The following is a 13611-nucleotide window of genomic DNA, read 5'->3' as shown; positions in this document are numbered from 1 at the left end:
GAAGCCCGTTTCACGGGGCCACCGGATCTGCGTTCGCCGCCGATCCTGCCCCCTTTGTCATGCGTAGGAGGAACCAATTCAAGGCTTGAATTAAACTTTTCCCACGTCAGTATCGGCGGTTCCCGCTGGTTCAGCGGCAATCCTCGATCACGCGCGTGACTTCGGCCCAGGCGGGCAAATAGAGCGTGGGGTGGCCGGTCGTCTCGACTGCAAAACGTCCCTTGGTGAGCGCCATGGCATCGAGCAGCGGATCGTTCGCGTTCAGGAACACCGCGGCACCGGAGGTCGGCCCGAATTTGAATGCGCGAGCGGGCAAAGATCTTGAGGTCGTTTCCGTCGCGATCCGAAACTGGGTCGCCTCGGAGAAGTTGCCGGGGCGGCCAATGGCAATGCGCTTCGTCTCAGAAGCGGGGTCGTCGACCAGACACTGCATGACAAGCTTCATGGTCGGGCCGTCTGAAAAAAGCGCCTGCGTGCCGAAGCCGAGATCGTTGTAAGCCCAATCCCCCTGCGTCTGCGGCGCATCCATCCAATTGTCGTAGGTGGGCGCCGGCGCCGGCGCAGGTGCGGGTGCAGGCGCGCGCGAAACGGGAGTCGGCGTCGGCGTGGGAGCGGGCGTCGAATCGGGAGCGGGCACGCAGGCCGCGATCCCGAAAGTTAGAGCGAGCGCCGCGCCCGCATAGGCGAGCGACGAGGCGAAGGGAGGGCGGCTGTTGTGGCGAGCGATCGGTTCCATCCCTACTCAATGCGCGCTAGGCGGCATGTTTCCAAGCAGGACCGGAGAATATGAGCAGGAAACAGCGCCTCGATCAGATGCTCGTCGATCGCGGCCTCGTCGAAAGCCGCTCGCGGGCGCAGGCGCTGGTGATGGCGGGGCTGGTGTTTTCGGGCGAGCGCAAGCTGGAGAAACCCGGCCAGCAGATCGCCGCCGACACCCCGCTCGACGTGCGCGGGCGCGACCATCCCTGGGTCTCGCGCGGCGGCATCAAGCTGGCGCACGCAATCGACCATTTCGGGCTCGATCCGGCGGGCGTGACCGCGATGGATATCGGCAGTTCGACCGGCGGCTTTACCGACGTGCTGTTACAGAAGGGCGCGGCGCATGTCTTCGCGGTGGATAGCGGGACCAATCAACTCGCCTGGAAATTGCGGCAGGACGATCGCGTCACCGTGCTCGAACAGACCAGCGCGCGCATCCTGACGCCCGAAATGATCGATCGCCCCTGCGATTGGGTGGTCTGCGATGCGAGCTTCATCGGCCTTGCCAAGGTGCTGGAACGCCCGCTCGAACTGGCGGCACCCGATTGCCAGCTCGTCGCGCTGATCAAGCCGCAATTCGAGGTCGGGCGCGAGGAAGTGGGCAAGAAAGGCGTCGTCAGCGATCCGGCCCTTCACGCCCGCGTCTGTAGCGAGGTGCGCGCATGGGTCGAAGGGCTGGGCTTCGCGGTTGACGGGATCGTGGAAAGCCCGATCACCGGCCCCGAAGGCAATGTCGAATTCCTGATCGCCGCCGCAAGAAACGACAGCGGCAATTGACGCTGCGGCGCTCTGCGCTCTAGGCGCTTGGGCAAGAAGATTTCACGGGAAGAGAGCATGTCCGCCAACATCGCCGAAATGAAACGTCGCCGCGCCGCCGCCTATATGGGTGGCGGGCAGAAGCGCATCGACGCGCAGCATGCCAAGGGCAAGCTGACCGCGCGCGAGCGGTTGGACGTGCTGCTGGATGAAGGCAGCTTCGAAGAGCTCGACACCTATGTCGAACACGATTGCATCGATTTCGGCATGGAGGAGCAGCGCATTCCGGGCGACGGGGTGGTCACCGGATCGGGCACGATCAACGGGCGGCTGGTGTTCGTGTTCAGCCAGGATTTCACCGTGTTCGGCGGATCGCTGTCGAAACGCCATGCGGAAAAGATCTGCAAGGTGATGGATATGGCGCTGAAGGTCGGCGCGCCCGTGATCGGCCTCAATGATTCGGGCGGCGCGCGCATTCAGGAAGGCGTCGCATCGCTGGGCGGTTATGCCGAAGTGTTTCAGCGCAACGTGCTGGCGAGCGGCGTGGTGCCGCAGATCAGCCTCATCATGGGGCCGTGCGCGGGCGGGGCGGTCTATTCGCCAGCGATGACCGACTTCATCTTCATGGTGAAGGATTCCAGCTACATGTTCGTGACCGGCCCGGACGTGGTGAAGACGGTGACGAACGAGGTCGTGACGCAGGAGGAACTGGGTGGCGCGGTGACGCACACGACCAAGACCAGCGTGGCCGACGTGGCGTTCGAGAACGACATCGAGACTCTGCTCGCGACGCGCAATTTCGTCGATTTCCTGCCGCTGTCCAACCGCGAGGACGTGCCCGAGCGCCCGACCAGCGATCCGTGGGACCGTGAGGAGCCCAGCCTCGACACCATCATCCCCGACAATGCCAATCAGCCTTACGACATGCACGAAGTCATCCGTAAGACGCTGGACGAAGGCGAATTCTTCGAAATCCAGCCTGCCCATGCGGCGAATATCCTGTGCGGATTCGGCCGGGTGGAAGGGCGCACGGTGGGCGTGGTCGCGAACCAGCCGATGGTGCTGGCGGGTGTTCTCGACATCAATTCATCGAAGAAGGCCGCGCGTTTCGTGCGCTTCTGCGATGCCTTCGACATTCCGATCCTGACCTTCGTGGACGTGCCCGGCTTCCTGCCCGGTACTTCACAGGAGCATAACGGCATCATCAAGCACGGCGCGAAGCTGCTTTTCGCCTATGCCGAGGCGACCGTGCCCAAGATCACCGTGATCACGCGCAAGGCCTATGGCGGCGCGTACGACGTGATGAGTTCAAAGCATTTGCGCGGCGACCTCAATTACGCCTGGCCCACCGCCGAAATCGCCGTGATGGGCGCCAAGGGCGCGGTGGAGATCATCTTCCGCCAGGACCGCGACAATCCCGAAAAGATCGCCGAGAAAACGAAGGAATACGAAGACCGCTTCGCCAATCCCTTCGTGGCCGCCTCGCGCGGGTATATCGATGAGGTGATCCACCCCCACGCAACCCGCCGCCGGATCGCGCTGGGGCTGCGCAAGCTGCGCGGCAAGCAGCTCGAAAACCCCTGGAAGAAGCACGATAACATTCCGCTGTGACGCCTTCGCACATCTTTTTCGACGTCAACGAAACGCTGATCGATATCGCGCCCCTGCGCTCTGCCGTGGCCGAGCGACTCGGTGGCGGTGAAGGGCAGGCGGATCGCTGGTTCAACGGCCTGATCGAGTATTCGCTGGCCGAAACTCTGGCGGGTGAAGCGTCTGAATTCGCCGATATAGCGGCGGCGGTGCTTGCGATGCAGGTGGCCGAAAACGGCGGTTCGATCGCTTTGGACGACGCGAAGGCGATCGTTTCGGACGGGCTCGGACAGTCCGAAGCGTATCGCGATGTTCCGGCGGGATTGTCGCGTCTCAAGGACGCAGGATTTTCTTTGGTCGCTCTGACCAATTCCGGCGGCGACGGTCTGCAGGAACGGCTGGAAAAAGCGGGCATCGGAGAATTTTTCGATCACGCGCTGAGCGTCCAACCGTCAGGTGGCTACAAGCCCGACCGGCGCTGTTACGAGTATGGTCTGTCCGAGACGGGAGCCTCTGCCGATCGCGCGCTAATGGTCGCCTGTCACCCTTGGGACCTGATCGGTGCACAAGCAGCAGGTTGGCAGACCGCCTTCGTCGCCCGGCCCGGCAAGGCGTGGTATCCGCTGGCCGACGAAGCGGAGTTCGTGGTGGACGATATCGAAGATCTGGCGCGGCATATTCTCGAAGCGAGGCAAAGCGTATGAAACTGGGCCGTCTCAATCACATCGGCGTCGCCACGCCTTCGATCGCGGACAGCGTCGCCTATTACCGCGACACGATGGGCGCGACCCGTATCGGCGAGCCTTTCGATCTGCCCGAGCAGGGCGTGAAGGTCTGCTTCGTCGACACGCCCGGCCATGACGGGACCGAAGGCACGCAGATCGAGCTGATCGAGCCGCTGGGCGAACAATCGACGCTCAGGACCTTCATGGAGAAGAACCCGCTCGGTGGTCAGCATCACGTCTGCTACGAAGTGCCCGATATCGCAGCGGCGCGGGAATGGTTCGAAGGGAAGGGCAAGCGTATCCTCGGCCCGACGCGGATCGGCGCGCATGGGACGCCGATCTTCTTCCTCCACCCCAAGGACATGATGGGCCAGCTGACCGAAATCATGGAAACGCCGAAAGAGGCGCATTGAGATGACCGACAAACCCACTTTTTCCGACTGGAAAGCCCTCGCCGACAAGGAAGTGAAGGGCCGCGATCTGACCTGGCACACTGCCGAGGGGATCGACGTCAAACCGCTCTACACGAGTGAGGATACGCAGAATCTCGCCCCCGGCGTGCCCGGCATCGCGCCGTTCACGCGCGGCCCCTATGCCTCGATGTATACCGGGCGTCCGTGGACGATCCGGCAATATGCGGGCTTCTCCACTGCCGAGGAATCCAACGCTTTCTATCGCCGCAATCTCGCCGCCGGGCAGAAGGGCCTGTCGGTCGCCTTCGATCTCGCGACCCATCGCGGATACGACAGCGATCACCCGCGCGTGGTCGGCGATGTCGGCAAGGCGGGCGTCGCGATCGACACCGTGCGCGACATGGAAATCCTGTTCGACCAGATCCCGCTCGAAAGCATGAGCGTGTCGATGACCATGAACGGCGCGGTGATCCCCGTGCTGGCGTTCTATATCGTCGCGGCGGAGCGGCAGGGCGTCAGCCAGGACAAGCTGGCCGGGACCATCCAGAACGACATCCTCAAGGAGTTCATGGTCCGCAACACCTATATCTATCCGCCCGAGCCGAGCATGCGGATCGTTTCGGACATTATCGCCTATACCTCGGCCAACATGCCGAAATTCAACAGCATCTCGATTTCGGGCTATCACATGCACGAGGCCGGGGCGACGGCGGTGCAGGAACTCGCCTTCACCATCGCGGATGGCAAGGAATACGCCAAGCGCGCGATGGAAGCGGGCCTCGATATCGATGCCTTCGCGCCGCGCCTGTCCTTCTTCTGGGGCATCGGCATGAATTTCTTCATGGAGATCGCCAAGATGCGCGCGGGCCGCCAATTGTGGCACGACGTGATGTCGGATCTGGGCGCGAAGAGCGACAAGTCGAAGATGCTGCGAACGCATTGCCAGACCAGTGGCGTTTCCTTGCAGGAGCAAGACCCTTACAACAACGTCATCCGCACCACGATCGAGGCGATGGCGGCGGTGCTGGGCGGCACGCAATCGCTCCACACCAATGCGCTGGACGAAGCGATCGCGCTGCCGACCGATTTCAGCGCCCGGATCGCGCGCAACACGCAGCTGGTGCTGCAGCACGAAGCGGGCCTGACCAATGTCGCCGATCCGCTCGGCGGATCGTATTATATCGAAAGCCTAACCGCCGAATTGGTCGAAAAGGCCAAGGCCATGCTCGACGAGGTCGAGGCGGCGGGCGGCATGACCAAATACGTCGCCAGCGGCGAGCCCAAGGCGCAGATCGAACGCGCCGCCGCCGCCAAGCAAGCGAGCGTCGATCGCGGCGAGACGGTGATCGTGGGCGTCAACAAGTACCGGCGCGACGAGGAAGACGAGATCGACACGCTCGATGTCGACAACCACGCCGTGCGCCGCAGCCAGATCGCCCGGCTCGAGGATGTGCGCGCAGCCCGCGACGATTTTGCCTGCAAGGCCGCGCTCGATGCGCTGGCGCGGGGCGCCGCGCAGAAAGAGGGCAATCTCCTCGCCCTCGCCGTGGAAGCGGCCCGGCACGATGCGACGCTTGGTGAAATCAGCGAGGCGATGGAGGATGCTTTCGGGCGTTACGACACGCTGCCGACGCCGGTGAAGGGGGTCTATGCCGAAGCCTATGCGGACGACGATCGCTATGCCCAGGTGGTCGAGGGTGTGAAGGCGGTGGAGCGCAGGCTAGGCCACAAGCCCAAGCTGATGGTCGCCAAGATGGGGCAGGACGGCCACGATCGCGGGGCGAACGTAATCGCCAGCGCTTTTGCGGATATGGGCTTCGAAGTGCTCAGCGGCCCGCTTTTCCAGACGCCGCAGGAAACCCGCGACATGGCGCTTGCCGAAAACGTCGATGCCATCGGCGCGAGCAGCCTTGCGGCAGGCCACAAGACGCTCATTCCAGAACTGATCGGGCTGCTGAAGGAGGCCGGACGCCCCGACATCAAGGTGATTGCCGGTGGCGTGATCCCGCAGAAGGATTACGACTTCCTGCGCGATGCCGGAGTGCAGGGCATTTACGGGCCGGGCAGCAATGTGGTCGAATGCGCGGCGGATGTGCTGCGCCTGCTCGGCCACAACATGCCGCCGGCCGGTGAAGATCTGGACGAGGCGGCGGAGTGAGTTTTAGCGATCAGCGACTGACCGTCGCTCAGAAGTTGGGGTGTGCACTTTATGCCGTAATCGCTTTCGTCGTATCTGCTGGCTTTGCAATTGCTGGGGCCATAGGCGATTGTCCCGAAGGCAATGATTGTCCCTCGGAATTCGCCAGAGCAGTGATGGTCTTCGGCGTGCCGATCGGCTTCTTTCTGGGTGGCCTTCTTCTGACCAGATTCTTTATGCGAGACAAAGATTGACCCAAACCCGCACCGACTGGACCCGCGAGGAAATCGCGGACCTCTTCGACCTTCCCTTCACCGAGCTGCTGTTTCGTGCGGCCACGGTCCACCGCGAGTTTCATCCGCCCGAACAGGTGCAGCTCTGCACGCTGCTCTCGATCAAGACCGGCGGGTGCCCGGAAGATTGCGGCTATTGCTCGCAGTCGGTGAAGGCTGACAGCGGCGTCGAAGCGACAAAGTTGATGGATGTGCAGCGCGTGCTGCAATCCGCCGCGCAGGCGAAGGATGCGGGCAGTCAGCGCTTCTGTATGGGCGCGGCATGGCGCAATCCCAAGGACCGCGACATGCCCGCGATCGTCGAGATCGTGAAGGGCGTGCGCGCCATGGGGCTGGAGACCTGCATGACGCTCGGCATGCTGACGCCGAAACAGGCGGATATGCTGAAGGATGCGGGCCTCGATTACTACAACCACAATGTCGACACCGGGCCGGAATATTACGAGCGCGTGATCTCGACTCGCAAGTATCAGGACCGGCTCGACACCCTCCAGAACGTGCGCGATGCGGGCATCAATGTGTGCAGCGGCGGGATCGTCGGCATGGGCGAAACCCGCGAGGATCGCGTCGGCTTCGTCCACACGCTCGCCACCCTGGAGCGGCATCCCGAAAGCGTGCCAGTCAATGCGCTGGTCCCGGTCAAGGGCACGGTGCTGGGCGATATGCTGGCCGACACCCCGCTCGCCAAGATCGACGATATCGAATTCGTCCGCACCGTCGCGGTCGCGCGCATCGCCATGCCGATGAGCATGGTGCGGCTCTCCGCCGGGCGCGAGAGCATGTCCGAAGCGACGCAGGCGCTATGCTTTCTAGCGGGCGCGAACTCGATCTTCACCGGCGACAAGCTGCTGACCGCACCCAATGCGGGCGACGACAGCGACGGCGCGCTGTTCGCAAAGCTGGGGCTGACGCCGCTGGTGCAGGACGAACCAATGCGATCCTGCAAGCGCACCGGCGAAACCATGGAACCGGCGGAGTAATCATGTTCAAAAAAATCCTCATCGCCAATCGCGGCGAGATCGCTTGCCGGGTCATCAAGACTGCGCGCCGCATGGGCATCCAGACCGTCGCGGTCTATTCCGATGCCGATGCGCGTGCGCCGTTCGTGGAAATGGCCGACGAGGCGGTTCACATCGGCCCGGCACCTGCCGCCGAGAGCTATCTGCTGGCCGACAAGATCATCGCCGCCTGCAAACAGACCGGGGCCGAGGCGGTGCATCCGGGCTACGGATTCCTGTCCGAGCGAGCGAGCTTCGTGGAAGCCTTGGCGAAGGAGAGCATCGCCTTCATCGGTCCGCCCGCCAATGCCATCGCGGCGATGGGCGACAAGATCGAATCGAAGAAGCTGGCGCGCGATGCGGGCGTGAACACCGTGCCCGGCTCCGAAGGCGCAATCGAAAGCACCGAGGATGCGCTAACATGGGCCAACAAGATCGGGTATCCGGTCATGATGAAGGCCAGCGCTGGCGGCGGCGGCAAGGGCATGCGACTCGCCTGGAATGATCAGGACGTGAAGGACGGCTTCGAAGCGACACAGCGCGAGGGCCTGAACAGCTTTGGCGACGATCGCGTCTTCATCGAGAAATTCATCGAAGACCCGCGCCATATCGAGATCCAGATTTTGGGCGATAAGCACGGCACCATTCTCTACCTCAACGAGCGCGAATGCTCGATCCAGCGCCGCCACCAGAAGGTGGTCGAAGAAGCGCCGTCCCCCTTCGTCACGCCCAAGATGCGCAAGGCGATGGGCGAGCAGTGTGTGGCTCTGGCCCGCGCGGTGGATTACCATTCGGCGGGCACGGTCGAACTTATCGTGAGCGGCGCGGACGAGACGGGAGAGAGCTTCTACTTCCTCGAAATGAACACCCGCCTCCAGGTCGAACATCCCGTGACCGAAGCGATCACCGGCATCGACCTCGTCGAGCAGATGATCCGCGTCGCGGCGGGCGAAAAGCTCGAAATGACGCAGGACGATATCGGGATCGACGGCTGGTCGATCGAGAACCGCGTCTATGCCGAAGATCCCTATCGCGGCTTCCTGCCCAGTATCGGTCGCTTGGTGCGCTACGATCCGCCGCTTAAGGGCTGGACCGACGATGGAAGCGCGAACGGCAGGCGCGGTGTGGATGGCGTGCGTGTGGACGACGGCGTCTATGAAGGCGGCGAGGTTTCTATGTTCTACGATCCCATGATCGCCAAGCTGGTGACCTGGGGGGAAACGCGTGACGAGGCGGCGGATTTGCAGGTCCAGGCGCTCGATGCGTTTCGGATCGAAGGCCTCGGCCACAATGTCGATTTCCTCAGCGCCATCATGCAGCATCCGCGCTTCCGCTCGGGCGAACTGACCACCGGCTTCATCGCCGAGGAATATCCCGAAGGGTTCGAAGGCGCTGCCGTGTCGGACGATCTGAAGCGCGGCCTCGCCGCCGTGGCGGGCGTGATCGCCACCGCCGATGCCGATCGCGCACGCCGGATCGAAGGCCAGCTTTCGGACGATCTCTATGCGCCGGGCGACTGGACCGTGCGCTTGGGCGATACCGATTATCGCGTCACGCTGGAGGAAGAAGCGATCACCGTCGACGATGCGCCGGTCGCGCTCCAGATGGAGTACACGCCGGGCGAGCGGATGGTGGAAGTCGAACTGGACGATCAGGCTCTGACGCTCCAGCTCGAACCGACGCGCACCGGCTATGCCATCACCACGCGGGGGGCGAAGCATACGGTGCGGATCCTTCAGACCCGGATCGCGCATCTGGCCGATCATATGATCGAGAAGATCCCGCCGGACCTTTCGAAGATGCTGATCTGTCCGATGCCCGGCCTGTTGGTGAAGCTGCATGTCGAGGAAGGCGAGGAGGTCCAGCCGGGCCAGCCGCTGGCCACCGTCGAGGCGATGAAGATGGAGAACATCCTGCGCGCCGAGAAGGAAGGCACCATCGCCAAGATCAACGCCGAAGAGGGCGAAAGCCTAGCGGTCGACGCGGTGATTCTGGAGCTGGAATAAATGCATCTGGCGCATGACCCTGCGGCCCCCGCAGCGGAGGAAACCCGATTCGAAGAGTTTCTGAAGACCGATATCCGCGTGGGGACCGTGGTGGCCGCGCACGATTTTCCCGAAGCGCGCAAGCCAGCCTACAGGCTCGAAATCGATTTCGGGCCGACGATCGGGATCAGGAAAACGAGCGCACAGATCGTCGCCAATTACACGCGCGAGGAACTGGTCGGGCGGCAGGTCGCGGCGGTTGTCAATTTCCCGCCGCGCCAGATCGGCCCGGCAATGTCGGAAGTGCTGACGCTCGGGTTTGCGGACGAGCGGGGCGAGGTCGTCCTGTTTTCGCCCGACACGCCCGTGCCCAATGGATCGCGGCTTTTCTAGAAGCGAACGCCGATCAAGACGCGCGGATTAATGCGCCTGCAATTCTTCGTCGAGGAAAAGCGCCACATCGTCGAGCGCGACATCCTTGGTCAAAAATGCTGCACCTATGCTGCGCAGCAAAAGGAAGGGCAGGGTGCCCGCATCCATCTTCTTGTCGTGCAGCATGTGGTCGGCCAGATCGCGGCCCGAACAGGCAATCCCCAAAGCGGCGATCTCGGACGGCAGCCCGGCGGCGTCCGCCGCGCGGGTTAGTCGCTGGGCCGCGTCCTCGCTCAAAAGTCCGCGCCGGGCCGAATAGCGTGCGGCCAGGATCATTCCCAGGGCCACCGCTTCGCCATGCAGCAAGCGGTCGGAGAATCCCGTTTCTGCTTCGAGTGCATGCCCGAATGTGTGGCCGAGATTGAGAAGCGCGCGCGCGCCCGTCGTCTCGCGCTCGTCTTCGGCCACGATCCGGGCCTTGGCGGAGACGCTGGTCGCGACTGCCTGTTCCAGCGCCGCAGGATCGCGCGCCAGCACCGCACTGCCATTGTCTTCCAGCCAAGCAAAGAATTCCGCATCGCCGAGGACGCCGTATTTCAGAACCTCGGCGTAACCGGCGCGCATTTCGCGATCGGGCAGCGTGTCGAGTGTCGCCAGATCGGCGAGGACCAGCGAGGGTTGGTGAAAGGCACCGATGAGATTCTTACCCGCCGCGCTGTTGATTGCGGTCTTACCGCCTACCGAACTGTCCACCTGAGCCAGCAGGGTGGTCGGCACCTGGATGAAGCCGCATCCGCGTTTCAGGATGGCGCAGGCAAAGCCGGTGAGATCGCCCACGACGCCGCCACCCAGCGCCACCACGTGATCGCCGCGCTCGACACCCTGTTCGAGCAGCCAGTCGGTCAGCCGCTCCAGTTCGCGCCAGCTCTTGGAACCTTCGCCCGGCGCAACATCGTACCAGCGCGCAGTCTTGCCCCCCACGCCGAGCGCCTTTTCCACGCTCGCGCCCCAAAATTCGCGGGCATTGCGGTCGGCCACCACGGGTATGTCCGTCTTGCGCAGGAAGGGTGCCGCATGTTCCGACAGGTCGTGCACCAGGCCGTGCCCGACGCGGACCTCGTAGCTGCGGCCTGCCAGTTCGACCGGGATTACAGCCATGCGTCGATCGCCTCGAGAATGCGACCCACGGTCCGGTGATGCGGCCCGTCATCGGTCACGATGTGGATATGCGCCTGTGCGTAGCTGTCGCTGCGCTGCTCTTTCAGTTCGGCCAAAATCGTATGCGGATCGCCGCCACGCAGAAGGGGCCGCGTGTTGCGCCGTGCGGTGCGCTCCACCAGCGTTTCGAGGTCGCAATCCAGCCAGACCGCAACGCCTTTTTCGAGGATCAGCGCGCGGGTATCCGCATCGATGAAAGCGCCGCCCCCGGTCGCGATCACGCCGGGCGCCTCGCCCATCAGGCGCGCGACCACGCGGCGCTCCCCCTCGCGGAAATACGCCTCGCCATGGCTGGCGAATATTTCGGACACCGAGCGGTCGGCAGCGCGCTCGATCTCGTGGTCGACATCGACGAAGGACCGACCGAGCGCATCGGCGAGCCGTCGCCCCACCGTCGTTTTACCGACGCCCATCAGCCCGACCAGCACCACCGGACGATCGAGCCGTGCGGCGATCCGGGCAGGGGAAGCGGGAGAAGAAGGCGATGATTGCGACTGGGTCATTGAAGCGTGGCTTAGATATGGGCTATCGGGCAGGCAAGCATGGCAAGTCTTGCATGGGTCAAAGCATAGATAATGAAGGGACAGCGGATCGGAATGGTCGCCGCGCTCATTCTCCTGGCGGTTCTCGTCCTCGCATGGTTCGATGGCGGGGAAGAACCGCTGCGCCCGATCGAGACGGCAGTGCCCGTGCCCGATTTCGCGCCGCCCGCACGCTCCGCGCCCACAGCATCGGACACGGCGCGATGACGCGCGGCTGGTGGGCCGCTGGCTCTGCGCTGGCGGCGCTCGCGCTCGGATCGACGCTGGCGCTGGCACAGGGTCAGCCGGAGGATTTGCTTCCGCCCGGCTTCGAGCAACCGACGCCCGGCCCAACGCCTGCGCCAAGTCCGGCACCCGCGCCGCGTCCGGCGCCGAGTTCCTCTGCGACCCAATCGGGCGAGATCGTTCAGCCGATCCCGCAAGCGAGGCCGGCCCCCGCGCCGAGCGCGAGCGAGCTCGATCGGCTCCCTACCTTGCGCGAGCTCGAAAACCTCTCGACCGACGAGCTTGACCAATTGCTCGGCCTGCGGCCCAGCGTCGATATTCCCGCCGCCGCGCAGCGCTCGACAGAGCGGGTCGGCGTGTTGTCCTCCCAAGAGGGGGGCATACCGTCGGGCTCGTTCGCTCGCCAGCCCGCCGGACTGGTCCGCGCGGCGCTTGCTGCGATGGACGGGCCAGTGGTGTCGCGCTGGGGCCATATTCTGCTGCGCCGTGTGCTCGCGAGCCGACTGGCCGCGCCCGATGGGATGGAGCCGGTCGAATTTGCGGCGCTTCGTGCGCAGGCGCTTAATGCTCTGGGAGAACACGCGGCGGCGCGCGCTTTGGTGCAGGACGTCGACACCGCCAATTACACTGCCGGACTGACCGATGCCGCGCTCGCCTCCTATATCGGCACGGCGGACATCGTCGGCGCCTGCCCGGTCGTAAGGATCGGACGATTCGACCGCGACGATCCGCAATGGCGGATGCTGGCGGGTATCTGCAACGCCTATGCAGGCGAAAGCACGCGCGCCGGCAACGATCTGCGTCGCCTGCTCAATAGCGGGGCGGCCGCGCGCATCGATGCCCTGTTGGCGCAGCGTTTCGCCGGCGCGGCGGGCAATGGCAGGCGCGGCGTCACCATCGAATGGGACGGGGTGGAGGAGTTGACGCCGCTGCGCTTCGCTCTGGCGAATGCGGTGGGCGAGGAGATTCCCGAAACTCTGAGCGACGCGATGGGCCCGTATTACCGCTTGTCGGCGGCAACTGCGCCGATGATCCCGCTGCCGCAACGCGCACAAAGCGCCGGGTTTGCGGCCAGCCAGGGCGTGCTGTCCTCGCGCGCGATTATCGATCTTTATTCCCAGATCTACGCGATCGAAGGCCTCGAAGGCGAACCCGCTGCCAGAGCCGCGCGCCTGCGCCAGGCCTATGTCGACAACGATCCCGCCGCCCGTCTCGCCGCGATCCGCGATATCTGGAGCGGATCGCCCGAGGGCGATGCCTATGGCAGCTATGTCCTCACGGCCTATGCCGCGGCCCGCATGCCTTCCGACGAAGCCTTTGCCGACGACGCGGCTGGCCTGGTGACGGCCATGCTGACCGCCGGGCTCGACCGCGACGCCCAACGCTGGCTCGGAGCGGTGGATGGCGGCTCGCTCGCCTGGGGTATTCTGGCTGCCGGTGTCCCCCAATTCGAAGGGACGGTGAGCGGAGGCGACCTGTCCGACTTCTTCGATGGAGACGGCAGCACACGGCAGGCGAAATCGCGCCTGCTGGTGGCCGGGCTCGCCGGGCTGGGCCGGATCGATGCGGGCGATACTGCGGATTACAGCGAGGAGTTT

14 protein-coding genes are annotated in these 13611 nt (G+C 64.2%); 11 read left to right on the top strand and 3 right to left on the bottom strand.

Annotated elements, in window-relative coordinates; all coding sequences use genetic code 11:
* Positions 1-130: 130 nt before the first annotated feature.
* Complete coding sequence (locus A3736_RS17690; RefSeq protein ID WP_067683178.1) at positions 131-736, bottom strand: hypothetical protein; 606 nt, start codon at positions 734-736, stop codon at positions 131-133.
* A 50-nt stretch (positions 737-786) separates the two neighbouring features.
* Between A3736_RS17690 and A3736_RS11655 the strand changes: the two genes are divergently transcribed.
* Genes A3736_RS11655 through A3736_RS11620 form a run of 9 tightly spaced genes read left to right on the top strand, consistent with a single transcriptional unit; the run spans position 787 to position 10049 of the window.
* Positions 787-1536 (top strand): TlyA family RNA methyltransferase, encoded by a 750-nt coding sequence (locus A3736_RS11655; protein ID WP_067683175.1) that lies wholly within the window; start codon positions 787-789, stop codon positions 1534-1536.
* Positions 1537-1593: 57 nt separating this feature from the next.
* Positions 1594-3126: an acyl-CoA carboxylase subunit beta gene (locus tag A3736_RS11650; protein ID WP_067683173.1), complete on the top strand. Its 1533-nt coding sequence runs from the start codon at positions 1594-1596 to the stop codon at positions 3124-3126.
* Entirely contained in the window at positions 3123-3809 is a 687-nt protein-coding gene (locus tag A3736_RS11645; RefSeq protein WP_067683171.1) for a haloacid dehalogenase type II, read from the top strand. The genes A3736_RS11650 and A3736_RS11645 overlap by 4 nt, the downstream gene beginning before the upstream one ends.
* Positions 3806-4243 carry a methylmalonyl-CoA epimerase gene (gene mce, locus A3736_RS11640; protein ID WP_067683169.1) on the top strand — a complete coding sequence of 146 codons (438 nt, stop codon included), beginning with the start codon at positions 3806-3808 and terminating at the stop codon, positions 4241-4243. Before A3736_RS11645 ends, mce begins: the two co-directional genes overlap by 4 nt.
* A 1-nt stretch (position 4244) precedes the next feature.
* Entirely contained in the window at positions 4245-6401 is a 2157-nt protein-coding gene (scpA, locus tag A3736_RS11635) for a methylmalonyl-CoA mutase (protein ID WP_067683167.1), read from the top strand.
* Positions 6398-6634: a hypothetical protein gene (locus A3736_RS17155; protein WP_156502105.1), complete on the top strand. Its 237-nt coding sequence runs from the start codon at positions 6398-6400 to the stop codon at positions 6632-6634. The genes scpA and A3736_RS17155 overlap by 4 nt, the downstream gene beginning before the upstream one ends.
* Positions 6631-7653, top strand: coding sequence for a biotin synthase BioB (gene bioB, locus A3736_RS11630; protein ID WP_067683166.1), 1023 nt, complete (start codon positions 6631-6633; stop codon positions 7651-7653). The genes A3736_RS17155 and bioB overlap by 4 nt, the downstream gene beginning before the upstream one ends.
* Before the next feature lie 2 nt (positions 7654-7655).
* Positions 7656-9677 carry an acetyl/propionyl/methylcrotonyl-CoA carboxylase subunit alpha gene (locus A3736_RS11625; protein WP_067683165.1) on the top strand — a complete coding sequence of 674 codons (2022 nt, stop codon included), beginning with the start codon at positions 7656-7658 and terminating at the stop codon, positions 9675-9677.
* A complete protein-coding gene (locus A3736_RS11620) occupies positions 9678-10049 on the top strand; it encodes a tRNA-binding protein (RefSeq protein ID WP_067683161.1) in 372 nt (123 codons plus the stop codon). It begins immediately after the preceding gene.
* A 27-nt stretch (positions 10050-10076) separates the two neighbouring features.
* Here the strand turns inward: A3736_RS11620 and aroB are convergent, their stop codons facing one another.
* A complete protein-coding gene (aroB, locus tag A3736_RS11615; RefSeq protein ID WP_067683158.1) occupies positions 10077-11186 on the bottom strand; it encodes a 3-dehydroquinate synthase in 1110 nt (369 codons plus the stop codon).
* The gene (locus A3736_RS11610; RefSeq protein WP_067683155.1) at positions 11177-11749 is read right to left on the bottom strand and encodes a shikimate kinase; all 573 of its coding nucleotides are present in this window, start codon (positions 11747-11749) and stop codon (positions 11177-11179) included. Before A3736_RS11610 ends, aroB begins: the two co-directional genes overlap by 10 nt.
* Positions 11750-11821: 72 nt before the next feature.
* Between A3736_RS11610 and A3736_RS17685 the strand changes: the two genes are divergently transcribed.
* Positions 11822-11995, top strand: coding sequence for a hypothetical protein (locus A3736_RS17685; protein WP_197465590.1), 174 nt, complete (start codon positions 11822-11824; stop codon positions 11993-11995).
* Positions 11992-13611, top strand: a 1620-nt coding sequence (locus tag A3736_RS11605; RefSeq protein WP_067683153.1) for a hypothetical protein, incomplete at its 3' end; no start/stop codon positions are given. The genes A3736_RS17685 and A3736_RS11605, both read left to right, overlap by 4 nt.

Origin of the sequence: Erythrobacter sp. HI0063 (assembly GCF_001635685.1) — a bacterium.
Taxonomy (GTDB): Bacteria; Pseudomonadota; Alphaproteobacteria; order Sphingomonadales; family Sphingomonadaceae; genus Qipengyuania.
The sequence above is the reverse complement of the archived record's forward strand: the minus strand, read 5'-3'. Positions and strand labels throughout refer to the sequence as shown.